Raw genomic sequence first — 26,836 nt, forward strand, 5'->3', positions numbered from 1 at the left:
GCAGCATCGCCATCACGCAGGCCCAGAGCGGGAGCCGGAGAATTCGCCATAGCCGAGTATCTCAAACCCCCAACCATTAACTAACTAACGACACGAGATACTAGCTACAGCAAATGCCGGGCTGGGCAATGCTCAATCCCAAACAGGCTGGGTGGGGCCAACACTTCCAGTCGGAGGCACCGTCTACCTACACTCATCGACGATCTCTGATACTCCGGAACTTTCAGCGTCATCTGTCGTATATCCCAGCCTTGGGCAGATGGCACCGGCCTTCCGCATGGGAGTTCAGCCCAGGCTGTTCAAGAGTGGAGTGTTGTGCAAAATCCTGAACTTCACCTATAATCCGACGTCGGTTGCGCGCCTTGAGCGCGCAACATCAGGTGATTGTGGGACCGGATCCTATAACAGCAATGGGTTTGTGAGCGTCAGCGACGGAACGAATTCACAGGAGTACGTGACTTTCCCGACCAATGCGATCAACTACAACTCGACAGCAGTAGTTGCTACAAAGGGTAAGTTCGCAGTTGGCGACATGTCATCAGGCAAGAATGGCGACGGCCAACGATTCGGCTCCGCGGCTAATGCCGAATCTATCACCGATGTCCCCGAACTAATTCTCAGCTACGGCACTGAAGGACAGGTTGGGTACATTCGCGCGGCAGATATCGAACGTCGGACAGGTGCCGCCGTCACACTCTACAAATCTGACGGCCATACGCCAATCGGTGTCTTCGCGGTGAGCAGCGATCAGTGAACGCGCTCAGTGCTCGCCGACGCGACATTTGGGCGGCAGCGGGAGCCACAATCGTCGGGGCGGCGGCTATGGTATCTACAACTGCTCCAGCGATGGCTTCGCCTGCGACGACTACCTGCAGCGTGTCCGACTACGATGCAGGTCGGTGCCTTCCGTATCTTCAGGCAGAGGGCGCTAGCCCGCTGACCTCTGCGGTTCGCGCGGCGATAGAGGCCGGGCACTCACTTGCCGTTGACAGGTATGAGCGGAATCTGCCGGCGAACACCACCGAATCTGTTCGTGACCAAATCGCGGCTGGACGACGGTCTGCAGGAGATCGCAATGGCAGGGGGCTGATTCAGCCGTTTGGTGGTAATGACGGCGCTACAACAAAGCAGGTCTGGACTGTGTCACAGTCATATCCAGTGGGCACTTGCACGTCCGATGACGGATGCCAACAGTCTGACACCCTAAATGTTAGCTTCGACCTCAATCTCTACTACAATAATGTCGCTACGATGTACGGCGACATGCGGACATCGGGGCGGTCTTCGTTTGGAATTAAGAGCTTTACATGCCAAGTAAAGAAGGACGATTCATGGTGGCCTGATCCGGTGCGTGGATCCTTCAGTGGGTGTGTCTCCGCACCGCAAGCAACGTTCCTTGATATTCACGAATCAAGCGTCAGCCACGATCACTTCAATGAGCAGAACTGGTGTGACATAAAATTTGAGTTTTATGATGCCAGGACCGGTCTGTCCGGCGGGAACGTTGAGTACAAGAGCCCTAACTGGACGAAAGATTCGTCCGGATACCAGTACTTTTCGTAACAGAGCCGGGCATAATACAGCGGAGAGTGGTGTATGAGGGTCTTGTTCAGGAAACGCAGGGTGGAGGTTAACCCAGAGGCCGCACGAGCCCGCTGGCTCGAGCAACTAGAGATAGAACTGGCGATTCTGTGGATGTGCGACAACCGCCACGAGCTACTCGATACTGTGTATGCGGCCAGCAGTGAGGCGGCCGCCAAGGAGGAACTGCGCCGAAACTCGCCACTCACAGAGCTGCAAGTTGATGTATGTCTTGCAGCGCAGTTTCGGCGATTCACTCTCGATGAGCGAACAAGAGCCGCGGAGCGAGTCGGGGCGCTACGTGACAACCTGGAGGCATCCCACCCGGAAAATCCGGGGAAATAGTCTGGCCAGCTCGATTCGCGATGGATCCGCCGCATGGATTCGAGCGGCCTGCCGGGTCGATGCCGCTGGCAGGCCGCTCACCGCTGAACGCAATTTCATGCACCTCATCGAGCAATTCCACCTGGATGTGTCCGTGCGGTGCACCGACGTCGCGTGGTGGCGGCACGACATGTGGGACTTGCAGTCCGACCCGCGAATTCCGAAACGCGAACACGACCACTACACGTCCTGTTCGTTTCTATCGGTCATATCCAGTCCGGTTGGCTTCCCGAAGGGGTGCGATTCTGGTTGCGTACCGCGCTGAGTACCGAATTCCTGCGATGGTCCTCAGTGGTCGACCGCGTTCGCACCATGGCCCGGCATCTCGGCCCGTTCCTCGCGGGACGTCACATCAGTGAACCCGTCATTCAGCTGACCCGGCCCGGCTGCGCAGCGTGTTCACCGACTTCTCCGCATACCTGCGCTCCTCAGCTGCATTGCCGAAAATACCTGTTCCTCGGAATCCACCACCAACACCAAGGACAGTGGCGTGTTCCCCGTGATCCGCCCCCGTCGTCGCCGGATGCAGCGCCAGATGATAACGATGGTCGAAGTGGAGGCCGCGCTCCGCAGGCTGGGGCTGTCACTTCCAGGCCCCGCTAGCCAAGATCGTTGAACTGACTGATTCCCAGGGAGACGGTGGTGATGTGGGCTTCAGCTCCGGTCTTGAAGGACGCCTCGAACCCGGCGCCGCCCACAGCCGGCGTGGGGGCTTCGTTGGATCGGGTGCGGATTGCCTAGTGGCCGTCGGTGAGCCACTGTCCAGTGCGGCAAACGAGCTCACCTTTTGAGGAGACGGTCGTCTCGCCTTCTCCACTGGTGTGGCGCCTGGGTGACGGTGACTCCGTGGTCGCCCGTCTCGACGACGGAGACGACTGTCGTCGGCGAGTCGGGCTCCGACGTGTCGTCTGAGGTGCCGAAAGCTGTGGCGAGGCTTCGCATGAACGCTGCGCATCCGGGGACGGCGTAGTGGTCGAGGAATTTCCAGCCGTCGGTGTCGCTGGCGCCGCGCTTGGCGACGTCGTCTCCCTGCTTGACCATTTGCTCCAATGTTTGGCGCAGGGTGAGACGCTCAGCAGCGTCTTGGACCGTGGTAGATGTGCGGGTTTGGTCTAGTGCGGTGGTGGGCGTGTGCGTGTGGTCGTTTCGGTGACCGATGGTGTAGCCAGCGAGTGCGGCGACCACGATGACAAGGATGCCGATGAGTGCGCAGAGTCCCCGGATCAGTCTCCCATTGCGTCCCGTCTTCTGTGGAGGGGACGGCGTTTCGTCTGTCATCCTCGGTCCTCGTGGCCGCCGTTGCTGGTAGTGATCGGGCGCTCAGGATCCAAACGGCGAGGGCGCCAGCTTCGGCGCGGGTTTCCACGTGAGGTTCCATTTTGCGAGCTGATCACCGAGCACTCGGGACTGCTGCACCGCCGGGCTGACCTTGCTCATGGCGGCGGCGATCGTAGCGAAGTTGTGGGTGTGAAGACGTAGCCGTTGTGTGAGTCTTTGCCGGGTGCCAGGCCGACGGGCCACGGGATGTCGGTGAACGTGCTGAGGCCGCTCGTCGACGTCGCCGCCAGAAACTCTTGTCCCTGTGCGCTTTCGGAATCGAAGTCGATGATCGCGCGTTGCAGATCGCCGATCCGAAACTCCCCATTATGTGAGTCGGTTGCCGGAAGCGTGGTCGGGTCGAAGCCGATGTTTCGCTGGCCCATGCGCCGTTGACGATCGTCGCTGGCAACCTTTCGTCGAACACGGGGAGCCGAGGTTCGAGTTCTCCCGAACCGCTCTGATCGCCGACCCGACGACCAGCTGCCTTGACCACTAGGAATGTGCGAGCCAGACGGCGCGCGTAGTCGACTACCTCAATAGTTCACCACGCGGGTCCGACAGGATGGGTAGCCCGCGCGAGTCATCGAAGCCGCACGGCCCGGGAAGGTATCGTCGCCGGCTGAGACTGTCAGGGGTGGGTCATGGACTTTCGTGCAGAGCGCGCGGCGTACCGAGCGGGGTACGGCGACCCGCGCGAGGTCATCGCGTCCCTTCGAGCCGAGCAGTTGTATGTCCCACTCGACGATGGCGGCGAGCTGTATTCGCTTCCCTTCGCTGGGGTGAGGTGGATGCCGGTGTTCACCGACACAGATCGCCTACGCACCTTCCTCGACCGAACCGGCGCAGACGTGTCTACTACCCGAATGACACGGCTGGACGCGGGCGAACTTCTCGATACCTTTGTTCTGAACGTGCCGACGTCGGACCACACATCAACCGGTCTGGCTGTCGATCCAGGCCATGACGAAGTGATGGCGTTCACGGCCGACACGGTGCGTGATGCGATGTACGAGAACAGGGGTGACGCATGACCCTCCAGGTCGATCCGGAAGCATTGAAGCAGGCGGCAGCCGGCATCACCGGAGTGATCGACGGCTTGTCCACCGCACCTGTGTCAGGGTCGTATGCGGCCCAGATGGGCCGTGGTTTCGACGATCTGAAGCTGACTGGCCGTCAGATGAGCACTGCGGACGCAAAGTCATCGATGGACGACTTCTGCGATCGGTGGGAGTGGGGCATGCGCTCGCTGATACAGACTGCCAACGACATCGCCAAGAAGCTGGACATAGGCGCCGGAATGTATGCCGAGCAGGAAAAATTCGCAGCGAACTCCCTGAAGGACGCCGCCAACGATCTGGCCGGGGATCCATCGCTCCAGCAGAAGTCGGTCACCCTGGCCGACGGCACAGTGGTCAAGGGCACCGACGACATGTCTGCGGGCGAACTGTTCGATCACAACAGCGACATGCTGACCCACCCGGACGTGTCGGCGGAGTCTGTCAACGAAGCAACCGAGAGCATGAAGGCCAGCGCTTCCTCTGCGCTGAGTGATCTTCCGGCTGCCGCCGAAAACGGTGCGCTGGGGGCGGTGCCCGGCATCGGGCCGGGTTTGGTTGCCGGCAAGACCGTCGCCGGCGAGGTCGCCGACCACCGATGAGCTGGCTTGGTGATGCCCTGTCGGCCGGCGAGAATGCCATCGACGCCGGCGAGAAGCTCGTCGGTAAGGCGGCCTCGGCAGGCGCAGACATTGTCGGCGACGGACTGCGGGATGTGGGCCTCGATGGCGCGGCTGACGCCGTCGAGGATTTGGGGGACGCGGTAGCCGATCACCTCGGTGCAACGGTGCCGGAGCGATCCTTGGACGAGACCGACGACCCGACCGAACTCGTACACGGTGACCCCGGCGCTCTCCGCGATCGTGCCGGAAAGCTGGCGTCGCTGTCAGCATCGTTGGAGGAAGGCGGCAACGGACTCCGCGGAATATCCGTTGGCGACTGGACCGGTGAGGCCGCTGACGGCTACCACGACAAGGTCAACAACGAATTCCCCAAGTGGTTTGTCGCAGCTGATGCCTGCCATGACGCGGGAACCGCTCTCACATCGCTGGCCGACACCGTCGAATGGGCGCAACGCCAAGCAGCCGAGGCAGCGTCGCTGTGGGCGCAGGCGAAACATCTCCACGACGAATGGTCCCGGTCCGGCGGCGACGCTCCAGACCCTGGTGAGGCAGTCAAGAGCCGCGCCGAGGACATTCTGAAATCCGCCCGGCAGCAACGCGACAGTGTTGCCCACAGCACCGCGTCAGCGTTGTCGTCCGCCGCTGATGCGGCACCGCCGATGCCGACCGCCGATGTGCGACTTGTCGAGAACATGCATGACCAGGCAGCCGAGAAGGCCATCGAATACGGTCACGCTGTCGCCGGCGCTCTCGATTCGGTGACCGGGACTGTCAAGTTCATTCGGACGATTCAAGCCACTGACCCCTACAACATGAGCCACCCGGCCAAATATCTGAGCAATGTGGCCGCTGTCGGAGCAGGTGTGGTGGATGTCGCCGCCCACCCGGAGAAACTCATCACGGGGCTGGCCGGCGAGGACCCTGGGAGCGACCCCGCAAAGGCGACAGGGGAGGTCATCGGCAATCTCGCGCAGATGGCGATTCCCGGCCCAAAGGGCGTCGGGGCTCTGGGGAGCGGCGCGAAAGCCGGCGAATCAGCCGCGAAGGCGGGCGCGGAAGCCGCGGAGACGGGCGGGAAATCAGCGCTCGAGGCTGGTGGCGCTGCAGCCACGACCGGCACACGCGCCGCCGAATCTGGAGCAGGGTCCACGGCGCGAGGCCCAGGCGCAGCCGCCAAACCGACAGAGCCCAAACCAGCAGGGGCCGCCGCGCCGGCCACCAAAGGGTCGGCCGACGCCGAGAAGCAGATCGCCGATGGCGCCGCCGGCGAAGCGAAGGGGCCCACGCACTCACCCGACAGCGGGTCGAGCGTCTCGACTGAGCGTCCCGATGGGCCGAGCCCAGCCGCGACACACCATGAATCACCCGTCGAGTCGCAGTCGTTGCACGGCTCGACCGACACGAGCCGTGCCCCCGTTCAGGAACCCGCGAGCGGTTCACACGCGCCACAGCCGGAGTCGATGAAGCCAGATCATCCTGCCGTCAACGATCACCCCGTCGACTCGAGTCCCACGAAATCGACCGAACCGCCAGACGTGTCGGGAGCCGGCGAACCTGTCGATGTTGCAACTGGCGAGTACTACCTCCCAGTGGTAGACGTCGACCTCCCTGGAGTCCTACCTCTGCGCCTCGGGCGGACGCATCGGTCCGCCTTTCAGGACGGGCAGTGGTTCGGGCCGAGTTGGTCGAGCACATTCGATGCGCGAGCAGTCACCGATGCCGACGGTGTGACGACGGTCGATCCCGATGGTGTAGTCCTGCGCTTCCCACTGGTCACGCCTGGCGAGAAGGTCGAATCGACCACGGGCCGATTGTGGACACTGGAGCGAAGCCACCTCGGTGGGTACGCACTTCGCGACCAGCATGGCAATCGCTGCTACTGGTTCGACCCGAAACCTCAATTGAACGGCGCAGATTCCGCTGTCGGCGCATTCTCCATTTCTGCCGTCACCGACCGATACAACAATCGAATCCTCTTCGGATACACGGACATGGGCGTGCCGAGTTCGGTCGAGCACTCGGGCGGGTATCGAATCCTCGTCGACACCGCGGACTCGCGGATCATTCGCTATCGCGCGGTGATCCTCACCCCGGACGGGGTCGACGCTCACGTGCTCCGCGAATTTGCCTACGCTGACGGGAATCTCGCGGCCGTAACGAACTCCGATGGAGCAACGACGACATTCACCTACGATGGTTCCCACCGCATCGTCGAGTGGCTAGATTCCGTCGGGCAACGCTACGCCAATGTGTACGACGACATGGGGCGCGTGACCTCACAGTCCGGCCCCGGTGGCGTGTGGGCAGGTACGTTCGACTACCGCGAACTCACCGACGGTACCGGGCGAGTCACGTCATATACGGATGCCGTAGGCGCCACAACCTATTACGCGCTCGATGTGGACGGTCGCCCGCAGCGGGTGATCGATCCCATGGGCCGAACCACGGTCCGAAAATGGGATGTCCGCCGAAACCCGCTGAGCATCACCGACCCTGCGGGCGCGGAAACGCACTTTGCCTACACGCCAACCGGCGACCTCGCCCGGATCACCGACTCCGCTGGGAATGTGACCGAGATCCGGTATGCGCAACCCGGCCTCCCGTCTGTGGTTATCCGCCCTGACAGGACAAGTGAGCGCTTCGTCTATGACGAGCACCGCAACCCGGTGACGGCGGTGGATCCAGCCGGTTTCACGCGGGCGATGAGCTACAGCTCCAATGGGGCACTGCGCTCCGTCGTCGATCCCGAAGGACGCGAGACACTCATCGAGGTGAACGCTGCTGGGCTCGCGGTCATGGTGACCGACCCGCTCGGCCGCGTGACGGCGTATGAGCGAGATGAGTTCGGACGCATCATTGCGACTGTCACCGCCGATGGTAGACGCAGTTGTCGTAGCTACGATCTCGAAGGTCGCGTCCTGTCCGAGACGGCGCCCGACGGTTCAGTGCAGACGTGGACGTACGACGGCGAAGGAAACCGTGTTTCCCACATCAACCCCGTCGGTGCCGAAACTCGCTGGGAGTTCGGATACTTCAACCTGCCGATTGCGCGAATAGATGCCGACGGCTCTCGTACCGAGTTCGAATACGACCTCGCGCGTCGGCTGATCGGAGTGGTCAACGCCCTTGGCCAGCGATGGGACTACGAGTATTTCCCCGACGGACAGCTCGCCCGCCAGTCCGACTTCGCCGGCACGGAAACCACCTACGGCTACGACAGGGCCGGCCGGCTGGCATGGAAGACGAACGGCGCCGGCCAGCGTATCGACTTCGTATACGACTCACTGGGGCGCAATGTGGCCGAGTCGAGTTCAGACGAGCGCGTCGAATACACCTATGACCAACTCGGTCAGACCGTGAGCGCCCGAAACTCCGCGGGCCGACTTGCTTTCGAGTACAGCGCGAGTGGCCACGTTGTCAGCGAGAGCTGGAATGACGCAGCCGTCCTCTCGGACTGGAGCCCCTCAGGCAATCTTCTCCTGCGAACGACACCTGGTGGGGTGGCAGCCCGAGACTCATATGATCACAGTGGTCGGCTGATCGAACTCGCTTGCGGTGCAGATCGTTTCGAGTTCTCTCGAGACATTTCCGGTCGGACACAACGTCGTAGTTGGGGAGCTACGGCTATCGACTTCACGTGGGACGCCGCCGACCGGATGGTCCGCCAGTCACTGACAAGTCACACGCCGGCACTTGCACCCCAAGACGCTTCCTGTGCTCCGGGTGCGCCGAGCAGTGCGACGAGCACGTTCGGCTATCGAGGGGACGGAACGCTCAACTACGTAGCCGCAACTGGCGACACTGTTCTCATCCCCGATTCGGCAGTCAGTGTCGACGTCGTGGGCAGAGTGACGTCTCGACGTGCGGGTGATTCAAGCGAGACATTCACATATGACGCCGGTCAGAACATCTCGTCGGCCTCCGGCGACAACTGGTCGTACGACCGCGGTCTACTGAGCGACGACGGGAAGACGTCCTACGGCTACGACGGAGCAGGCCGGGTGGTTCGCGCCACACGGCGGCGACTCAGCCGTAAACCCGATATGTGGCAATACGGTTGGGATGCCTGGGACCGGCTGCGGTGGATGGTTGACCCCTCTGGCATCCGATGGGAGTACGACTACGACGCGCTGGGCAGACGCGTGTCGAAATCGAGTTCTGATGGATCGCGGACACGGTTCGTCTGGTCGGGCACGCAACTGGTCGAACAAGTCGACGAAACCTCCGGCGAGGTGCTGTCCTGGATTTTCGAGCCGGGCGAAATCGTGCCGATCGGCCAGATCCATGGCACCGAAACGCCACCAGCAGACTCCACATCGTTTCTGAATCTGTCCACCGACAGCGCCCTCCCGATCGGGGCCTGTCACAGGGTGACGTCGATCGACAGTTCTTTGCGATCGTCGCCGACCAGATCGGCATGCCCGTCGCGCTGGTCGACACCGCTGACGGCTCTGTCGCCGGGCAAGCTGCGGTATCGCTGTGGGGACGCGCGACATGGTCCGGTGAAACCACACCACTGCGCTTTCCCGGACAGTACGCGGACCCCGAATCCGGGCTGTTCTACAACGTGTTCCGGTACTACAACCCCGACACCGGACGCTACCTCAGCCCCGACCCACTTGGTTTGGCCCCCGCACCGAACAACTACACCTACCCATCGAACCCGACAGTCGTATGCGATCCGTTGGGGTTGGATCCGGGTCAGCACTCAGGCCAGCCGATTAATCATGGCCCAATCACTGATCAGGTACATCAACGTCTCGACCAGATCGACAACAATCAATGGCCGCAAGGAAAGGGGACGCGTGGCGGCGGCGCCTTTGCAAATATCGACCGCCCGACTGGCGACAATTTGCTACCGGCGGAAACTGCCGATGGCAGGGCGATTCAATATCGTGAATGGGACATGAATCCGAAGGTGACCGGCCAGCCGCGTGACGCACAGAGAATCTTGACAGGGAGCGACGGCTCAGCCTGGTTCACAAAGGATCACTACCAAAGCTTCTACAGGATCAGGTAAAAGAATGAACGTAGCCGGTGCGCTGAAACTTGAACTGCATACGGGTGAGACACTGCAAGAACTGGGCTCAGTAGAAAGTTCATACAGAGCTATCGGCTTCGGCGTTTTTCACCTGCGCAGCCAATTTTGTGCTACATGGGCGGACTTTCATCGCGAAATTTCGGCCGCATTGCAGTTCCCCTGGTATTATGGCATGAATTCGGCAGCCCTCGACGAATGTCTCATTGAATGCGGGGAAGACGACGGCTCAGCTGGAACAGTACTTTCTCTCTGGAATTTCGGGGAGTTCTTTTCAGGAGAGGCCGATCGCCGAGAGCAACTGGATCATCTCGAAGCAGAGATGCAGTTCATCGCTGGTGAAATGGCGTCACCTACCGGTACCGCCGTGGGGATTGAATCGAAATCGCGGCAATTGGTTATCCTCATACATTCGGATGACGAATTAGACCAAACCAATGATTCAGAAATGTCCCTAGCGGAAATATCGACGCGATTGCCCCTCGGGTGACCCGCGAGTACATAGTTCGACAACCGGGAGCGCCCTCATGGTCGAACGTACACTCCCCGTTAGGATTTCCCCTCAGGGTCACAATTCACTACCTTGTAAACCGATTAACGGGTGAAATTGATGACTTCAAGTTCATTGAGCCAAAGTAGTGAATTGGAGTGTCGTGATCGTTTACAGCACCGGTGAGTCAACTGACCGCCGATCGCCAAGCACTGTCTGCGCGATCATGATCGGGCGTGGTACCCCGCTCTGCATCGTCAGAGAGAGCGATTTGTCACCCTGCTATGTGCTCCCCACCGATTCATTTCTGTTTCCGGGCGTCGAAGGCGGCTACACTCCCCCGGCGAATGGGGGCTGGCCATCCAGCAGGCGTTGGGAGGTCACATCTGAATTGGTGAACGACCACCAAGTCGGCTTTTTCGGGCGGGACATGCTCATTTGTCACGGGTGGGCGCTGTTCGAGTCGTTGATCGAACAGGACTGCCCCTGGTACGCCGATGTGAAGTCTGAAATGGAAATCGAGGGGTCGCGCGATTGGGTAGTTGATCTACTTTCTCGCTGGCGCTCCGGCGGCGCCGGATATCTGGAAGTCGCCAGTGAAGCGCTGTCCGCACTTGACTCGTCAGTCGGATCCCATCTCGCCTTGGAGAGCGCGGATGCGTACGACGTGCTCGCCGAGTTGACCACCGTTTCCGAGCAACCACACGACCTTGCCGCCTACGTCGATCAACTACTCTGGCGACTCTGAGTCGGCGCCACTACGCTTGGCCACAACCACGGCCGTCCGGTTTTCGCAGCCTATCCGAACGGATCGAGCATCAATCCATTGATTGGAAATACCATCGCAAGGACCGACCCCTTTGCTCACATTCCTCTGCCATGATGAAGATTGAGGACCTCCTTGCCGCGCGCGCTTCGGCATTTCCGGCGCATCTCCGCTTGGAGACAGATCCATTGTCCGAGGATGACGTATTGCAGGAAGCACAAATCCTCGACGTTCGCTTCGCCGCGTTAATCGGCGTGGTTGGGGTACTGTTCGAGCTCCGCCAGGCGCTCCAACTTCAGGAAGCGAGTACAGCTGTGCTCGTCGCCCGGGGTGTACGAGCACTCGAATGGTCGGCTGACACTCCCTCCTCACCGCACACCGCTTGGTCGGTGATCGGATCTACACCAAGGGTGCAGACGGAGGGGGTCGCAGGCGGAGGCTTTGGCCTGCACCTGTCACTTCATCGCCACGGGACGGCACATCTGGAGGCCGAACACTGCGAGTTCTACGTAGTTGACGTTCCAGGACTCCCCTCGGTTCCGCCGGACTACACCGAAATCGACCTCCGACACCTCGACGGTCAAGTGGCGAACTGGGATTCCCCCTGTGAGATTGTGGGTGCATCTCGAGTCAGCGCTCACCAGTAGTGAACCGTCAACGGAACTCGATCATAATCACCAACCCCCGCGTGGCGAGCGCGATCACGCAGATCCCGGATGCGCCGGAAACCAAAGCTCGTGCAGCATTGAAGGCGGATGCGAGGGAGGACCCACGACGTGATAGTTCACTTTGATGACGGGTACGGAACACCCCAATCTGTCAGCGAGACAGCGTCGACCGCCTGCGCGATCATCAGCGGATCTGTCCCGCTGTGCATCGTTCGATTCGGCGATGAGGCGAGTCCTTCGATCTCCAACGCCGCCTACTACCGGTTCCCAGGGATGAAACAGGGCTATGCGCTGCCGCCCGGACGCGCCTGGCCGACATCTCGACGATGGGCGTTCACCTCCGGAATCGTCGATGGCCAGCACGTTCTGCTCTATGGTCGCGACACCCTGATTCGGCACGGATGGCAGCTGATCCATTCACTGATCGACGGACCGCCCCAGTGGGAGTCAGAGCTGCTGTCCGAGGCCAAGATCAAACAGTCTCGTGACTGGGTCGTGGACCTGCTCTTTCGATGGCGAGCTGGAACCATCGGCTATCTCGACGTCGCAGCGAGGGCTCTCGATGCCCTCGATTCATGGGTTGGACGCAACCTGCAGCAAACTGCGTCTCCATCCACGAATCGCAGGTTCAGCCGCGATCGATACCGATCCTTCGGTCAGGTTAGGTAGTGAGCATGAATGTAACGGGCGCACTGAAAGTCGAACTGCATGCGGGTAAGACACTGCAGGAACTGGGCTCAGTAGAAAGTTCATACAGAGCTATCGGCTACGAGGTTTTCCACGTGCGCGGTCAATTTTGCACCACCTGGACAGACTTCTATCGCGAAATTTCGGCCGCACTGCAGTTCCCCTGGTATTGTGGAATGAACTCGGCAGCACTCGATGAATGCCTCGTCGAATGCGGGGAAGACAACGGCTCAGCTGGAACAGTGCTTTCACTGCGGAACTTTCACGAGTTTTCGGCTGAGGCCAATCGCCGAGAGCAACTCCACCAGTTCGAAGCACAGATGCAGTTCATCGCTGGTGAAATGGCGGCGCCGGCCGATACCACCGTCGGCATCGAGTCGAGATCGCGGCAGTTGGTTATCCTCGCACATACGGACAGCAAATTTGACCACATCGGCGCTGCAGAAATGTCACTGGCAGCAATTATGGCGCGAGTGACCCTCGGGGGATTCGCGTGAATGCAAGATTCGAATAGCCGCGGCCACCCATCAACCCCCTCGACTCCACTCCCGAAGTCGGTCGGCGATATCGGCGAGTTCGCCATCTTCTCCGGTGGCAACACGGATCACGAAATCGAAGCGATCATCCTCTGGCGCAACGATCCGCACCCCGTTGACACCGAGGAAGGTGAGGCATGCCGCCCACGCGGTGCGCTTGTTACCGTCGACGAGCGCGTGATTGCGGGCGAGCGACTGGAACAGTGCCGCGGCCTTGAGATGCAGATCCGGATAAGCGTCTTCGCCGAAGACCGACGCCCGCGGTCGGGCGAGCGCGGACTCGATCAGGCCGAAATCGCGGACCTCGGCGTCCGAACCCAGAGCAAGTCGGCTGATCGCGATTATGTCCTCGAGTTCGAGATACTCCGTCATGCGTCCTTGAGGCGCTCCAAGACACCGGCCTCCTCGTCGACCACACGCCGCGCCGCCGCCTCCACACGACTCGTGTGAGCGCGACGTGCGATGTACTCGTCGATCGCCGTCAGCGCGACTGCCTGCATCGACCGACCTTCGAGCTCAGCTTGTCGACGCAGTGCCGCCGTCTGCTCGTCGCTCGTTCGTAGTGTCATGCTCATGAGACGATGATACCGCGGTGATACCACGCCTCCTGTCGAGATTCCGCCAGCTCAGGGCAGCTCGCCGGTCAGATAGTGCTGGATCGCCGGGGCGACGATCGCAACGATCCGCGAACGATCGGCATCGGCAAGTGCTTCGATGCCAGCCACCCGGCGGGCCGAGGCGACGCCGAGAAGGTGCGACCCGGCCAACGCGAGCCGCAGCATCGGTTCGTCGGAGGCGACGTGTCCTGGCGGGATCTGCGCACCGATCCGCGTCGCGATGATCTCGCGAAGCAGACCGGCGCCTCGCTCGGAGGTGAATGCGGTGCGCACCATCGCGCGAAGGATCGGCTCGGTCTCGCTGTCTTCCCAGGCGGCGAGATATACCTCGGCAAGCCGCTCACCCACATCGTCGGGATCTCCGGCCAACGCCGCGAGCAGGAGCTGCGGGAGTTCGGAACGACCCGGGACCACCGCCGCGAACAGGCCCTCTTTGTCAGTGAAGAAGTGCCGAATCAACGCCGGATCCACACCCGCCTGCGCAGCGATGGCACGCATCGACGCCCCGTCGTACCCACGATCGGCGAACAACCTCTTCGCCGCGTCGAGGATCGCCTCCCGGTTCGCGCCCTCCCCGGCGGGGCGACCGGGCGGACGCTTCTTGACGACGGAGGAGTCGGAGTTCACCAGCCGCACACTACCGCGCGAACCCAGATAACTCCACGACTGTGGAGTTATCTCCACATCTGTGGAACTATCTCGAGCATGACCAGTTCGGAAGAGTCGACCACCAGCGATGAGCTCGTCATCGACGTGAACGGTCTACGAAAGTCGTTCGGGAAGTTCCAGGCACTCAACGGTGTGGATCTCCACGTCGCTCGTGGACAGGTGCATGGATTCCTCGGCCCGAACGGTGCGGGGAAGTCGACAACCATCCGCGTGCTGCTCGGTTTGCTGCACGCCGACGCCGGCGACATCCGACTTCTCGGCGGCGATCCCTGGCGCGACATCGTGACTCTGCACCGGCGGCTCGCCTATGTCCCCGGCGATGTGTCGTTGTGGCCGAATATGACCGGCGGCGAGGCGATCGACCTGCTCGGTTCGATGCGCGGCGGGCTCGATGAACAACGTCGCGCCGATCTGGTCGAGAGGTTCGAACTCGACACCACCAAACGTGGCCGCCAGTATTCGAAAGGCAATCGGCAGAAGGTGGCGATCGTGGCGGCGTTCTCCTCCGACGTCGAACTGCTCATCCTCGACGAGCCCACCTCGGGCCTGGATCCGCTGATGGAGAACGTCTTTCAGGAAGTGGTCGGCGAGGCGAAGGCCCGCGGCACCACCGCCCTGCTGTCGAGTCACATCATGTCCGAGGTCGAGACCCTCGCCGACCGCGTGAGCATCATCCGCACGGGCGAGATCGTCCAAACGGGGACGCTGGCGCAACTGCGCGGCCACACCCGTACATCGATCCACGCCACACTGCGCGAGATGCCCGGTGAGAGCACCTCCACCGTTCTCCACGACGTCACCATCGACGGCAACCGTCTCACCGCGACCGTGGAGTCCGACCACATCGGCGATGCGATGACAGAGCTCACACCCTGCGGCATCGAGGCGTTGACCGTCGAACCGCCGTCGCTCGAATCGTTGTTCCTGCGGCTGTATGACGACGATGAGACTTCCACCGGGGCACACCACTGATGGCCACCGCGACGGCGGTCCTCGGAACGCCGCAACTACTGAAGGCATCGCTTCGCCACGAGGCGCGGTCGTTTCTGCCCTGGGTCGTGATCGTCACGGCACTGTCTGTGTCGTCGGTGATCGTCTACCCGCTGCTGTTCCCGTCCCAGCACGACCGTCACGCCTTTGCCACGACCGTGGGCAGCAACCCTGCGCTGGGACTGATCTTCGGCCCCGCCTACGACCTCTCCACGGTCGATGGGTTCAACGCGTGGCGATCGCTGGCACTCGGTGGATTCATCACCGCACTCGGCGCGATCCTCATCGTGGTGAAAGCAAGTCGAGGACAAGAAGACTCGGGTCAGGCCGAGTTGTTGGCGTCTGGGGTTCTCGGTCGCGAGGCGCGCCTGCTCACCGCGATGTTGATGGGGATGATCGCCTCGGTTGCAGTCGGTGTGGTCTCCAGCGTTCTCACCGGTCTCTTCGGGGGTGGATGGGAGGCGTCGCTGCTTCTGGGTGCGGGGTTCGTCGTGACGGGTTGGATGTTCAGTGCGGTCGCCGCGCTCACGGCCCAGATCGGGTCGGATGCGCGGACGGCCACGTCGTTGGCAGTTGGCGTTCTCAGCGTCCTGTTCGTGCTGCGCGGCTTTCTCTTCTCGATCGACGCGCCCCGCTGGACGGTCTGGATCAACCCGCTCGGCTGGATCGAGGAGACTCGCCCGGCGACCGGCGACCACTGGTGGCCACTGATACTCGGCGTCGTGTTCACCGCTGTCGTCGCGGGAATCGCGTTCGCATTCCAGGTGTCTCGCGACTTCGGTCAGGGGCTCATCGCAACCCCGCCCGGACCCGCCCGGGGCAGAATCCACTCGGTGCTGGGGCTGGCGATACGCCTGAACCGCAGCCCGATCATCTACTGGTCGTGCGCATTCGTGGGTCTGGGCGTCATCTTCGGCTACTTCACCGGATCGGTGCGCAGCCTCTTCGCGGCCAACCCCGAGATGGCAAAGATCTTCGCCTCCGGCGCTGCCAACCCGGCAGAGCTGTACGGCGCCTTCCTCGTCACCATCTTCTCGCTGGTCGGCATCATCGCCTCGATCGCCGGTGTCCAGACCATCAATCTCGTGCGCAACGAGGAACTCAACGATCGCGCAGAGCCCGTGCTCGCCACGGCCGTCACCCGCAACCGCTACCTGGGCAGCAGCGTTGCGGTGGCATTCGCCGAGACGGCGCTCTACATGGTGATCGCGGGAGTTGTGGTGGGCATCTTCACCGCCTACCACAACATCGGTATCAGTTTCGGTGACGCGCTCCTGCAAGCCGTCGCCACGATTCCCGCGGTGTGGACAGTCGTCGCCGTAGCGGTAGCAGTGATCGGGGCGGTGCCGCAGGCGCGCCTAGCATCGTGGATTGGGGTCCTGGCATCGTTTGCCATCACACTGTTCGGACCCAGCTTCAAATTCCCCGAGTGGGCGATGGACATCAGCCCGTTCCATCACGCTCCCGATGTGACCACCGGCTCGTCCGACGGGTGGGGTCTGTTGTGGATCAGCCTGTTCACCGTCGCGTTCCTGGTGATCGGATTCGCCGGATTCCGACGGCGGGACACCCCGTGACATCGCAGGACATCGCCAAATAGGTTCTCCCCGTCGCCATCTCGACGAACTGAAGTGACAGGGTCGCATTTTTGCGCTAGAGGCGGTAGAGCCTTCTTCCGTTCTCGCTGAGCGCTTTACGCGCGTTCTCTTCGCCGAGCGCGGTTGTCAGCCGGGCGATGTCGGAGTCGGCGAACGGAGTCTTGGCCCGCGTGGACGGGAGGTCGGTGCCGAAAACCAGCGCCTCCGGGTTCACCTCCGCGATCTGTCGCACCACCGTCGGAACGTCCACACTGACACGACCGAAACCTGTTGCCTTCACGTAAGCGCCGGCTTCGACCAGTCGAAGCAGCGTGGGAATCCCCTCAGTCGACATGCCGAGGTGATCGATACTGATCTGCGGAAGCGCGACCAACACGGGCACAAGGTCGACGAGATCGGCCGCATCGGCATACAACTCGACATGCCAGCCGGCCACGTCGTGGACGCGACGCGCGAAGTCCGCGAGGTTGTCGACCGACTCCGAACCACCCCGGAAGATGTTGAACCGCAGACCCCGAACCCCGAGCGCATCGAGTCGGCGGATCTCCTCCTCGGATGCCGAGGCCGGTAGCTGCGTCACCCCCACGTAGCCGGGACCGAGTGTGGTCAGCGCATCGGACAGGTAGGTCTGATCGAAGCCCTGAAACGAGCCGGACACCACCGCGCCACCCGTGATGCCCAGATCTGCCACTCGCGCGAGGTAGTCGTCAGCGGTGAATTCGTCTGGGAGATAGCCGTTGTTCTCGCGCAACGGAAAACGCCGATCGATGATGTGAAAGTGCGCGTCGAAGATCTCAGGTGCCGCACTCGTCATACCGAAGTCCTCACCTCCCCGAGGATAGCCGTCTGGGCACCCCTGCCGATCGGTCATAGTGGACAGGTGGGCGTTCTCACAGGCGGCCGCGGCGACCGATTTCCGGCAACCGCTGGTGGCATCGCCCCCATGGCCTAGCGTGGACAGTGTGAACGCCCCGTCTACCCCGCCTCCGGGTTGGTTTCCCGACCCTGCCGAGAGGTACCAGCTGCGATTCTGGTCGGGAACGTCGTGGACCGAGCACGTGAGCGCAGACGGACGCGCCCTCGTCGATCCGATGGGGCCACCCGGCACGGCGCCGGCAACTCCGATCAACGCGGCGCCCGAAGTGGCCGCCTCCGACGCACTCGCCACCACGACTCCCGCTGCGGACAAGCCGGGTTTCCTCGAACGCCGCCGCCGCAAGCGCGAGGCCGCACGGCAACAGGCGATCGCCGACGACGCCAGCCGAGATGAGCTGCAGTCCACCGCGATTGACGCCGCACTCGGCGACACCGTGGCGATGACAGCGCTTCCCGCACTCGTCGCCACAGCGCGACACCTGTACTCCGACAGGGACTTCGAGTCGCGTGCATGGTCGGCGATCACCAAGGCGATTCGCGTCGCACTGGCCGACGACATCCTCAGCGCCGACGAGTCGGAGCACATTCAACGGCTCGGCGAGGCCTTCGGGATCACGTCGGTTTTCGACGAGGTCGCCACACGTGACAGTGAGCTGCTCGAGGAACTCGCCGTCGCCGAGATCAATGACGGGCGACTGCCGATCGAGGAAAACTCGCCGCTGATCCCCCGATCTGGCGAGGTCGCGCACTACTCCTGTCGCGTGGCGTTGATGAAAGAGACTGCGGTCAGGGAGTTTCGAGGCGGGTCCCAGGGTGTGTCGATCCGGATCGCGAAAGGGGTCAACTATCGCGTCGGAGGGGTACGCGGGCGCAGCGTGGTGGTGGGAACGACGCAGACCGAGCAGGACACCGGCGACCTCGTCATCACCGATCGTCGCGCGGTGTTCATCGGAGGCAAGCGAACCCTGGAGTTTCGCTACGACCGGCTGATCGCCCTCGAGCAATACCGCGATGGCATCCGGATGAACGTGTCGAACAGGCAGACGGCGTCGCTGTTCATCGTCAAGTCGGGATCCCCCACCATCGCGGCCGCCCTGATTTCGCATCTCGCCGCGTCGGCGGAGCGGTAGCCCGGCGAGTTGCCGGCAAGCTCCGGGTCTCACTCACCGCTGCGAGACGACCACCGTGAACGTGGTCGGGCGAACCGTGGAGTCCTTGTCGGTGACCGTGACCGAGGTTCGTCCGGCGGCCAGTGCTGTCACACCCGGGTTGAACTTGGCACTGCCATCGTCATGTCCTGCAACGAACTTCGCGACCTCAGGTTTGTCGACAGTGCCAGCGAAATACTCTCCCGGCGCGTCCCCGGTGGTGATGTTGAGCACCTGGCCCACCACCAGGTCGACCGTGGCGCCATCGAGGTCCTCGACCGGCCGGGTGACCGGAGCGATGACCATGGCGCTGTCGGCGGCCGCCGATCCAGTCGGCGATGCAGTCGGCGATGCAGTCGGCGATGCAGTCGGCGATGCAGTCGGCGAGGTCGACACAGGTTGCGTGGCTGACGACGGCCGGGAATCTGATCCCGATGTGTCCGTGGACCCGGCACTGCCGCACGCGGCCAACGAGAACCCCGCTGCGGTGGCCATCGCAGCAGCCAGAATTCGGTGTCGCATGACCACCATTATGTCCACCGCCGCGCCCCGGCAGGGTTCACCACGCTGGGAGGCGAATCGCGTCCCGTAAGGTGGCTGATCGTGATTGCCGAAGGCAGGTGCTGACCATGCGTTACGGAGTGTTCATTCTGCCCGACCGCCCATGGCAGCAGACCCGACCTGCGTGGGAACGTGCCGAGCAGTTGGGTTTCGACCACGCCTGGACGTTCGACCACCTCGTGTGGGGCGGGTTACCCGATTCGCAATGGTTCTCGTGCATCCCGACGCTCACCGCCGCGGCGGCAGTCACTTCTCGAATCATGTTGGGCGCCTTTGTCTTCTCTCCGAACTTCCGGCATCCGGTGTCGTTGAGCCGTGAGATCCAGACCCTGGTCGACATCTCGGACGGTCGGCTTCTCGCCGGACTCGGCGCTGGCGGCACTCCCGACGACTTGATCCTGGGGCAGAGCCCGCAGACGCCACGGGAACGGGTCGACCGGCTACAGGAATTCGCTCGCTTGCTCGATCGGACCCTGCGCGAGGATCACGTGAGCGCGGCCGGTGAGTACTACTCGTCGCGCGACATGCGACTGGTCGGCGGATCGGTCCGCGACCGCGTGCCGCTGCTCATGGCCGGCAACGGACCCCGCTCGATCCGTTTCGCGGCTGCATTCGGCGACGGCTGGGTCACCAACGGTGCGGTCACCGACGACGTCGAGACCTGGTTCGCCGAGCTCGGCCGCAGCCGCGAGGTTCTCGAGACGCGGCTCGCCGAGCGACCCGATGCCGACAGGTTCGCCCGCTACCTCAACCTCGCGTCGTGTCCACTCAGTCCACTCGAGAGCATCGGCGCCTTCGACGAGATCACAGGTCGCGCCGCGGGCCTGGGCTTCACCGATGTGATCCTGGCGTGGCCGCGGAGCGAACCTCCGTACAAGGGATCCGAGGAGATGCTGGAGAGGATCGCCGCCGAGCGGTTGTGAGCGGGCTGCCGTCAGCACGGCACCTCAGCTGCTGTCCACTACCATTCCCGCGTGAGCACCGTTGACGCCCGCCGCAGGACCTCGAGGAATCAGACACTGGTCGCGGTCTTTTCCCTGACTGTCGTGGGTGGCGTCATTGCACTCTTCTTCTGGAGCATCACCTCGCCCCAGAAGGTGGCGACCAAGAAGTGCCGCGCCGAGACCATGTACCTGCTCACCGCAGCAGTGAACCAACACGGTCACATCGTCCACATGAGCACGGCGACCCTGTCAACGGCTCCCCCGCCCGAGGACAGTCTTCTCGACTACCGGCCCGGCACCGACAAGCATTTCATCGTCACCGGCACCGCTGCCCTGTCGCCGGAACCCGACACCACCCTGCCGTTCACTTGTGACGCGGTGGTGACACCGCAGAATCGGGTCGACGCCAAAGTCAGCATGGACCCCGAATCGCTCCTGAAGAAGTCGCTGCCCTGACGCTCATGCCACGGACCGGGCCGAACGAGGACTGGGCCGAACGTGCGCCAGCCGAACGTGCGCCGTGAGATGCTGCGAGACTGACATCCATGAGCGCCACGATCCCGTCCCATCACCACGACACGATCGTGGTGGGAGCGGGAATCGCCGGGCTCACCGCCGCCCGCCTGCTCGCTCGCGCAGGGCAGCGGGTGGTGATCCTCGAAGCGCGTGACCGCATCGGCGGGCGTGTCCACACCCAGCGCACCGCGGACACGGTCACCGACCTCGGCGCCTCGTGGATACACGGCATCGACGATGCTCCGCTGTACGCGGTGACCCAAGCATTCGGGATGCGAACCGTCGAGTTCACGGTCGGCAGTTATCAACCCGACGGACGCCCCATCGCCTACTACGACCCCGACGGCCGCCGTCTCACCGATGCCCAGACTGCGGAGTTCGCTGCCGACATCCACCTCGTTGACGGTCTCCTGACCGAGTTCGTCTCGACTATCGGTCCCGGCACCTCCTACGGAACTGCTGTGGATCACGTTCTGGCACAGTGTGATTGGCCAGATGAGCGATGCGCCCGCGTTCGTGAGTACCTGCGCCACCGCACCGAGGAACAGTACGGCGTGTGGATCGACGATCTCGACGCGCACGGCCTCGACGACGATGAAACGGTCGGCGAAGAGGTGGTGTTTCCCGACGGCTACGACCGGCTCGCGTCGCATCTGGGCGACGGGCTGACCGTTCAGTTGGACCATGTGGTCTCCCGAGTGGACTGGAATCGCTCAGGAGTGACGGTCGAGTCGTCACGGGGCGTGTTCACCGCCGACCGGGTTGTGGTGACGGTGCCGGTGGGGATACTCAAGTCCGGTGCGTTGTCTTTTCATCCTCCACTGCCGGAGCCCGTTTCGGGCGCACTGAGCCGACTGGAGATGAACGCTTTCGAGAAGGTGTTCCTCCGTTTTCCGGCCAGATTCTGGGATGACGACGTCTACGCGATTCGACGCCAGGGCAAGGCCGGGCAGTGGTGGCATTCGTGGTACGACCTCACTGCATTGCACGGGCAACCCACGTTGCTGACCTTTGCGGCCGGGCCATGTGCGCGGGAAGTGATCGATTGGAGCGACGAGGATGTCGCCGCATCAGTCCTCGCCGCGCTGCGTGAGATCTACGGCCACCGGGTACCCGAACCGACACAGATCGATGTGACTCACTGGCAACGTGATCCGTTCGCTCTCGGGTCATACGCCTACATGACCGTCGGCTCGACGACCGCCGACCACGACGTTCTGGCGACTCCGATCGACGGCGTTGTGCACCTCGCCGGTGAGGCGACGTGGACCGATGATCCGGCCACCGTCACCGCGGCACTGTTGTCGGGTCGGCGCGCGACCGAGAACATCCTCGGGCGCGACGCGGCGATCTCACAGCTGTGGGAGTAGACGGGCTCACGCAGCTGTTTCCCAGCGCCCGTTCCACCGCGCCGCAACGCCCACCGCTCGTGTCAGTACCGGCAGGAACGCCTCGATGTCGCGGCTCTGCTCCGTCCACTCGGTGCCTGCTGTGCCACCGGGAACGTCAGCGTCGAGCCACGGCTTCATGGCGGCGAGATGTTCGCTGCAGATGCGGGCGTAGCGCCTCAGCAGCGGGGTGTTGGCCCGAGTCCGTCGGGCGAGCTCGTCGGACGTCAGAGACTCCGGCTCCTCTCGGTACTCCCTCAACAGGGCAGCCAACCCCTCTGGCATCGCATCGATGCCGACGGCATCGGTTTCCCGCATCCACGCGGCCTGATCGGGCTGAAGTTGCTCGATGATGTCGATCGCCCCCTCGCGGAGGAACACCGTCCAATCCTGCAGTGCTGACACCAGATTCGATGGATGGAACACGGTCGCATCGATGGCGCGCACCGCGAACACGTGACCCTTGGTGACCACGATCGACACATCTGGCCAGCGTGCGGAGTGCTCGGCGATCACCGCACCGAGCAGAACCAGATCGGGGGTCCCGTGCGCAATGACCGTGCACAGTTCCACTCGCAATGCGTATGGCGAGACCAGGAGTCTGGTGTGGACCCCGTCGACGTCGACACTGATGGATCGGTCGTTCACATCGGTCAGCACAAGCCCTACTGCCTGCAGCGTCTCTCTCGCGAGCGTCAGCAGATGAGTCGCGTCGACGGTCGCCGCAGCTGGTGAGGAGATGGGGATCGGACGCGTATGCGGTGGCCGGTCATAGGAGGTTGTCGGTGCCGTGGCTTCGCGCGACGAGTCACGCACCCGAACCTCCGCGGGATCGGCGATATCCCATATCTCACGTAGTGCGGCGATCAGCTGATCGGCGAGATCGGCGACCGACCGCCGGCCCGACTCCACGATGTGATCGCCTGAACGCAACCGCCGCCACCCGAGCGACACCATGACACCTCGTTGTCGCTGCCACTGCTGCGCTGCCGGATCGGACAGCACCAGCTCGAGCCACGTGTTGCGGCGGGCGGTGCAGCGCACTCGCTTCGAGCCTGTGACGGTGACCTGGAGAATGCGGCGTTCTAGCCCGCTGGACGGATCTGTGCGCATGAGGTCGAGCGTCTCGCCTCGTTCGAGGATGCGCATTCGCTCGCTCAGTCGGCGTGCGAACACTTCCCACTCGCGCTGATACTCGGACAAATTCGGGTACTCCACAGCCCCTCCAATGCATGGTGGCGATCATCAGATGTTCAAACACTAGTTCGAAGGTCTGACATTGCTGTGGCCTCCCCCGAGTACCGCCTCGACGTGCCGGTTGTGGCGTCATCGCGCTCTCACAGGAGGCCGACGCGACTCGATGTTCGACAGCTCAACTCGCCGACCACTGGTGCCACGTCAGCTCACGGATCACGATCACCGGTCCGTCGGGTCGCTGATCGCGATACTGCGGGTACTTCTCGGCGAGCAGATCGATAGCGAAGGCCCCGACCGGACTCTCCGGCGTGATCACCTCGGCACGCCCGTCGACCCGAACCCACCACAGCCGACTCCACTCATCGGAGTAGTGGTCCACCAGCAACGACACCGCGGGGTTGGCGACGATGTTCGCCAGTCGCTGCAACCGATAGGTGCGTTTCGGTTTGTGATCGACGCACGTGTACACCACACCATCGGCCTCGGCGAACACCGTCGGCACCACATGCGCTGCGCCCTGGGGGGTCACGGTCGCGAGCCGACCGATTCGCGCGTTCACAAAGCGTTCTCGCATCGGTTCATCCATCATGCCTTCCACACGGTACCCAGGGTCGGCGAATCACCATAGGATCGCGCCATGACGCTTTCCGTGGGCATGATCACCGTCGACTCCGCCGATCCCGTGCCACTGGCGCAGTGGTGGGCAACAGCCATCAAAGGAACGGTGTTGGCCGACAACGACGGCTGGTTCGTCATCGTCGGAGGTGTCGATGGTCAACCCCGCTTGGGGTTTCAAAAGGTCTACGATCCGACCCCGGGAAAGAACCGGATGCATATCGACTTCACCTCGACCGAATTCCCCGAGATCGTTGAACGACTGGTGACCGACGGGGCGACGAAGCTCACCGAGCACGAGATGGGCGGCTTCGCCTGGGTGACGATGGCCGACCCCGACGGCAACGTGTTCTGCGTATCCGGTGGTGAGTGACAACCCGGCGAACGCGGCCCCCACTGATAAGACCTGTTGCGGAGATGCCCCGGGTCGTCCGACATCGCCGTCACTCTGGTGCGGCACCGTCCGACTCGTCGCCGGTACGACCGCCGTAGGTGGCAATCTTGCATTCGGTGGCGACCAACGACAGTGTCAATTCACGCAGCTGTCGGCGGATCGTGTCGCGATGTTCGATGAGCATGTCGAGGCGCTCGGGTTCAGTATCCGAACCCTGGTCGACCAGGTCGACGTAGTGCTGTAAGTCGCGCATTGGCATGCCCGACAACCTCATTCGAGTCAGGAACACGAGGCGCTGCTGCGCGTGTGCGTCGTACACCCGATGTCCGCTCGAGTCACGGCCGACATCCACCAGCCCAGCACGCTCGTAGTAGCGCAGCGTGTGCGGCGAGAGATCCAGCAACTCCGCGAGTTCTGTGATGGACATCGGCACAGACTCGTCGCCAACGTCGACGAGTCTGTGCACTATCTCCATTGACAGCGTGCCGTCGATGTCTGACGACTCACCGAGCTCTCTGATGACTCGAGCCATGATGTCGTGTGTCGGCATGGGATCAGACCGCCTGGGCCGCGGCCGGCATGCCTGGGAAGTCCGCGCCCCGAGCGATGTCGGCCCAGTCGAGTACGTTCGCCAGTTCGCGCTCGTAGCACTGACCGAGCCTGGCGACAGCCTCGGTGCCCAGTGGCAGCCGTAGCGGGATGCTATCTGCCTGTGCGAGATCGGCGAGAATCACTGCCGCTCGCGCAGGGTCGCCCTCCTGAATGCCATCAGCGCCAGACAGATCTGCGCGCACGGGTCCCACGACGTCGGCGTATGCATCCATTGTCGTCGCCATACCCAGAGAGTGCGAGGTGTTGAAGCCGGTTCGGAACCGCGAAGGCTCCACCAGTACAACGCGTACCCCGAACGGCGCCATCTCCGCGGCCAGCGCCTCACTCCACCCTTCGAGAGCGAACTTACTGGCGGAATACGCACCCATACCGGGGAACGAAAGCCGACCACCCTGGCTGGACATCTGGATGACGGTACCGCTTTTGCGCTGACGCATCCCCGGCAGCACCGCACGTGTCAACGCTGCTGCGGCGAAGAAATTCAGCTCCAGTACCTCGCGCAACTGCTCCACGGTGAGCTCCTCGGCTGCTCCGACGATCGCTCGACCCGCGTTGTTGACGAGTACGTCGACGGCACCGAAACGGCTGACGGCATGGTCAGCCACATGCTCGACCGCGCCCGGTTCCCGCAGATCGGCTACGGCAACAGACAGGGTGTCCGGATAGCGATGAACCAGATCTGCGACGGTTTCCGGGTCGCGCACGGAGGCGACCACCGCCTGCCCGCGGCCGAGAACCTCGCCGGTGAGCGCTTTGCCGAATCCCTGGGATGCTCCGGTGATCAGCCAGGTCAGTGGTGTGGTCATGAATTTCTCCTGTCGCTCAGTAGGGCTCGTGGACTACGTGGAACGGTAGGAGTTCGAGCGCACTCGAACGCAAGGCAAGTACAGCGAACCTCGCTCGTTCTCTGTGACCATGTGTCGGAGCCATCTGCTAGTCAGGTTGTATGACGCAGGTCCTGTCGCACGGTGCCATCCCCGGTCGAGGCAACTCGGTGAACCCGTTCGTCGTGCTCGACGGCGCCGTGGCCTTCATTCGGTTCGCCGAGTCCGTGTTCGGCGGTCGTGAGGTGGTCGAAGCGCACACGACGACACCGGACGGCCGAATCATCCACGGCGAGATGGAGATCGGTGATGCGCTCATACTCCTCTCCGACACGCAGCCGGGCTGGTCGACGCGCCCGGGGCTGTTCCAGGTGTGGGTTGCCGACGTCGCAGACGCGATGGAGCACGCGATCGAACATGGGTCAACGGTGATCACCGATCCGACGCCGTTCTACGGGTCGATCACGCTCGCTCGCATCGAGGATCCCTGGGGCAACCTGTGGTGGCTGTATCAGCCGGTGCCGGGTCAGGCCGACCCGACGCCGGTCTGGGAGGGCGGCAGCGACACTGTGTTCCGAACCATCGACGAGTACATGCGCGGCAGTCGCCGATAGGCCGATCGGTGCAGGCGACACCGGAGCCGGAATCTGAGGTTGGCCCACACACGTCTGTGCGTGGCGTCGTCTGATAACCACAAGTGCAACCACGACCGTCGCCAGATAGATCCCCAGAGCCAGAG

The 26,836-nt window shown here is 62.8% G+C and carries 26 protein-coding genes and 1 pseudogene; 16 read left to right on the forward strand and 11 right to left on the reverse strand.

The features are described from left to right. The first annotated feature begins 259 nt into the window (after positions 1-259). Positions 260-754, forward strand: a complete 495-nt coding sequence (locus tag IEW22_RS14430; protein WP_188587322.1) for a hypothetical protein — start codon at positions 260-262, stop codon at positions 752-754. 1,991 nt (positions 755-2,745) lie between these two features. On the opposite strand, the gene IEW22_RS14435 is transcribed toward IEW22_RS14430, so the two are convergent. Next, positions 2,746-3,006, reverse strand: a complete 261-nt coding sequence (locus IEW22_RS14435) for a hypothetical protein (RefSeq protein WP_188587323.1) — start codon at positions 3,004-3,006, stop codon at positions 2,746-2,748. Between the two features lie 392 nt (positions 3,007-3,398). After that, positions 3,399-3,668 carry a hypothetical protein gene (locus IEW22_RS14440; protein ID WP_188587324.1) on the reverse strand — a complete coding sequence of 90 codons (270 nt, stop codon included), beginning with the start codon at positions 3,666-3,668 and terminating at the stop codon, positions 3,399-3,401. Positions 3,669-3,926: 258 nt separating this feature from the next. Between IEW22_RS14440 and IEW22_RS14445 the strand changes: the two genes are divergently transcribed. The 7 genes and pseudogenes from IEW22_RS14445 to IEW22_RS14470 all read left to right on the forward strand — a co-directional run bounded on the left by IEW22_RS14445 (position 3,927) and on the right by IEW22_RS14470 (position 13,109). Next, positions 3,927-4,316, forward strand: a complete 390-nt coding sequence (locus tag IEW22_RS14445) for an SseB family protein (protein ID WP_188587325.1) — start codon at positions 3,927-3,929, stop codon at positions 4,314-4,316. Then, positions 4,313-4,942 (forward strand): type VII secretion target, encoded by a 630-nt coding sequence (locus tag IEW22_RS14450; RefSeq protein WP_188587326.1) that lies wholly within the window; start codon positions 4,313-4,315, stop codon positions 4,940-4,942. Before IEW22_RS14445 ends, IEW22_RS14450 begins: the two co-directional genes overlap by 4 nt. Further along, a pseudogene (locus IEW22_RS20670) lies at positions 4,939-6,717 on the forward strand (putative T7SS-secreted protein); the annotation flags it as partial. The gene IEW22_RS14450 and the pseudogene IEW22_RS20670, both read left to right, overlap by 4 nt. A gap of 2,663 nt (positions 6,718-9,380) precedes the next feature. Beyond that, positions 9,381-9,983, forward strand: a complete 603-nt coding sequence (locus tag IEW22_RS20170) for an RHS repeat-associated core domain-containing protein (protein ID WP_229742723.1) — start codon at positions 9,381-9,383, stop codon at positions 9,981-9,983. A gap of 4 nt (positions 9,984-9,987) precedes the next feature. Beyond that, positions 9,988-10,491 (forward strand): barstar family protein, encoded by a 504-nt coding sequence (locus IEW22_RS14460; protein WP_188587328.1) that lies wholly within the window; start codon positions 9,988-9,990, stop codon positions 10,489-10,491. A 163-nt stretch (positions 10,492-10,654) separates the two neighbouring features. Then, positions 10,655-11,239: a hypothetical protein gene (locus IEW22_RS14465; RefSeq protein WP_188587329.1), complete on the forward strand. Its 585-nt coding sequence runs from the start codon at positions 10,655-10,657 to the stop codon at positions 11,237-11,239. Positions 11,240-12,599: 1,360 nt separating this feature from the next. Then, positions 12,600-13,109 carry a barstar family protein gene (locus tag IEW22_RS14470; protein ID WP_229742725.1) on the forward strand — a complete coding sequence of 170 codons (510 nt, stop codon included), beginning with the start codon at positions 12,600-12,602 and terminating at the stop codon, positions 13,107-13,109. Between the two features lie 30 nt (positions 13,110-13,139). On the opposite strand, the gene IEW22_RS14475 is transcribed toward IEW22_RS14470, so the two are convergent. Genes IEW22_RS14475 through IEW22_RS14485 form a run of 3 tightly spaced genes read right to left on the reverse strand, consistent with a single transcriptional unit; the run spans position 13,140 to position 14,392 of the window. Continuing rightward, entirely contained in the window at positions 13,140-13,520 is a 381-nt protein-coding gene (locus IEW22_RS14475) for a type II toxin-antitoxin system death-on-curing family toxin (RefSeq protein WP_188587331.1), read from the reverse strand. Beyond that, a complete protein-coding gene (locus IEW22_RS14480) occupies positions 13,517-13,723 on the reverse strand; it encodes a CopG family transcriptional regulator (RefSeq protein WP_188587332.1) in 207 nt (68 codons plus the stop codon). The genes IEW22_RS14475 and IEW22_RS14480 overlap by 4 nt, the downstream gene beginning before the upstream one ends. A 51-nt stretch (positions 13,724-13,774) precedes the next feature. Beyond that, positions 13,775-14,392, reverse strand: a complete 618-nt coding sequence (locus IEW22_RS14485; protein WP_188587333.1) for a TetR/AcrR family transcriptional regulator — start codon at positions 14,390-14,392, stop codon at positions 13,775-13,777. A 78-nt stretch (positions 14,393-14,470) separates the two neighbouring features. Here IEW22_RS14485 and IEW22_RS14490 point away from each other — a divergent pair, with 78 nt between their 5' ends. Together IEW22_RS14490 and IEW22_RS14495 are read left to right on the forward strand one after the other, a co-directional pair. Further along, positions 14,471-15,406: an ABC transporter ATP-binding protein gene (locus IEW22_RS14490; RefSeq protein WP_188587334.1), complete on the forward strand. Its 936-nt coding sequence runs from the start codon at positions 14,471-14,473 to the stop codon at positions 15,404-15,406. After that, positions 15,406-17,001: an ABC transporter permease gene (locus IEW22_RS14495; protein WP_188587335.1), complete on the forward strand. Its 1,596-nt coding sequence runs from the start codon at positions 15,406-15,408 to the stop codon at positions 16,999-17,001. The genes IEW22_RS14490 and IEW22_RS14495 overlap by 1 nt, the downstream gene beginning before the upstream one ends. Before the next feature lie 76 nt (positions 17,002-17,077). On the opposite strand, the gene IEW22_RS14500 is transcribed toward IEW22_RS14495, so the two are convergent. Beyond that, complete coding sequence (locus IEW22_RS14500) at positions 17,078-17,836, reverse strand: amidohydrolase family protein (protein WP_188587336.1); 759 nt, start codon at positions 17,834-17,836, stop codon at positions 17,078-17,080. A 148-nt stretch (positions 17,837-17,984) separates the two neighbouring features. Between IEW22_RS14500 and IEW22_RS14505 the strand changes: the two genes are divergently transcribed. Beyond that, the gene (locus tag IEW22_RS14505) at positions 17,985-19,028 is read left to right on the forward strand and encodes a DUF2510 domain-containing protein (protein ID WP_188587337.1); all 1,044 of its coding nucleotides are present in this window, start codon (positions 17,985-17,987) and stop codon (positions 19,026-19,028) included. A gap of 33 nt (positions 19,029-19,061) precedes the next feature. Here the strand turns inward: IEW22_RS14505 and IEW22_RS14510 are convergent, their stop codons facing one another. Then, positions 19,062-19,352, reverse strand: a complete 291-nt coding sequence (locus tag IEW22_RS14510; protein WP_229742710.1) for a hypothetical protein — start codon at positions 19,350-19,352, stop codon at positions 19,062-19,064. A 323-nt stretch (positions 19,353-19,675) separates the two neighbouring features. Between IEW22_RS14510 and IEW22_RS14515 the strand changes: the two genes are divergently transcribed. The 3 genes from IEW22_RS14515 to IEW22_RS14525 all read left to right on the forward strand — a co-directional run bounded on the left by IEW22_RS14515 (position 19,676) and on the right by IEW22_RS14525 (position 22,437). Continuing rightward, positions 19,676-20,530: an LLM class flavin-dependent oxidoreductase gene (locus tag IEW22_RS14515; RefSeq protein ID WP_188587338.1), complete on the forward strand. Its 855-nt coding sequence runs from the start codon at positions 19,676-19,678 to the stop codon at positions 20,528-20,530. Between the two features lie 51 nt (positions 20,531-20,581). Continuing rightward, on the forward strand, positions 20,582-21,007 hold the full coding sequence (locus IEW22_RS14520; RefSeq protein ID WP_188587339.1) for a hypothetical protein: 426 nt from the start codon (positions 20,582-20,584) through the stop codon (positions 21,005-21,007). A gap of 89 nt (positions 21,008-21,096) precedes the next feature. Then, entirely contained in the window at positions 21,097-22,437 is a 1,341-nt protein-coding gene (locus IEW22_RS14525; protein WP_188587340.1) for a flavin monoamine oxidase family protein, read from the forward strand. Positions 22,438-22,443: 6 nt separating this feature from the next. Here the strand turns inward: IEW22_RS14525 and IEW22_RS14530 are convergent, their stop codons facing one another. Together IEW22_RS14530 and IEW22_RS14535 are read right to left on the reverse strand one after the other, a co-directional pair. Then, positions 22,444-23,673, reverse strand: coding sequence for a TY-Chap domain-containing protein (locus IEW22_RS14530; protein ID WP_188587341.1), 1,230 nt, complete (start codon positions 23,671-23,673; stop codon positions 22,444-22,446). 154 nt (positions 23,674-23,827) lie between these two features. Continuing rightward, on the reverse strand, positions 23,828-24,226 hold the full coding sequence (locus IEW22_RS14535; protein WP_308421400.1) for a TIGR03668 family PPOX class F420-dependent oxidoreductase: 399 nt from the start codon (positions 24,224-24,226) through the stop codon (positions 23,828-23,830). Between the two features lie 63 nt (positions 24,227-24,289). On the opposite strand from IEW22_RS14535, the gene IEW22_RS14540 reads away from it, so the two are divergent. Beyond that, on the forward strand, positions 24,290-24,640 hold the full coding sequence (locus tag IEW22_RS14540) for a VOC family protein (protein ID WP_188587343.1): 351 nt from the start codon (positions 24,290-24,292) through the stop codon (positions 24,638-24,640). Between the two features lie 70 nt (positions 24,641-24,710). Here the strand turns inward: IEW22_RS14540 and IEW22_RS14545 are convergent, their stop codons facing one another. Both IEW22_RS14545 and IEW22_RS14550 read right to left on the reverse strand, forming a co-directional pair. Beyond that, complete coding sequence (locus IEW22_RS14545; RefSeq protein ID WP_188587344.1) at positions 24,711-25,211, reverse strand: MerR family transcriptional regulator; 501 nt, start codon at positions 25,209-25,211, stop codon at positions 24,711-24,713. Positions 25,212-25,215: 4 nt separating this feature from the next. Then, a complete protein-coding gene (locus IEW22_RS14550; RefSeq protein ID WP_188587345.1) occupies positions 25,216-26,079 on the reverse strand; it encodes an SDR family NAD(P)-dependent oxidoreductase in 864 nt (287 codons plus the stop codon). Positions 26,080-26,219: 140 nt separating this feature from the next. Here IEW22_RS14550 and IEW22_RS20180 point away from each other — a divergent pair, with 140 nt between their 5' ends. After that, on the forward strand, positions 26,220-26,711 hold the full coding sequence (locus IEW22_RS20180; RefSeq protein ID WP_229742711.1) for a VOC family protein: 492 nt from the start codon (positions 26,220-26,222) through the stop codon (positions 26,709-26,711). Positions 26,712-26,836 lie beyond the last annotated feature (125 nt).

Origin of the sequence: Gordonia jinhuaensis, assembly GCF_014639795.1 — a bacterium.
GTDB lineage: Bacteria > Actinomycetota > Actinomycetes > Mycobacteriales > Mycobacteriaceae > Gordonia_B > Gordonia_B jinhuaensis.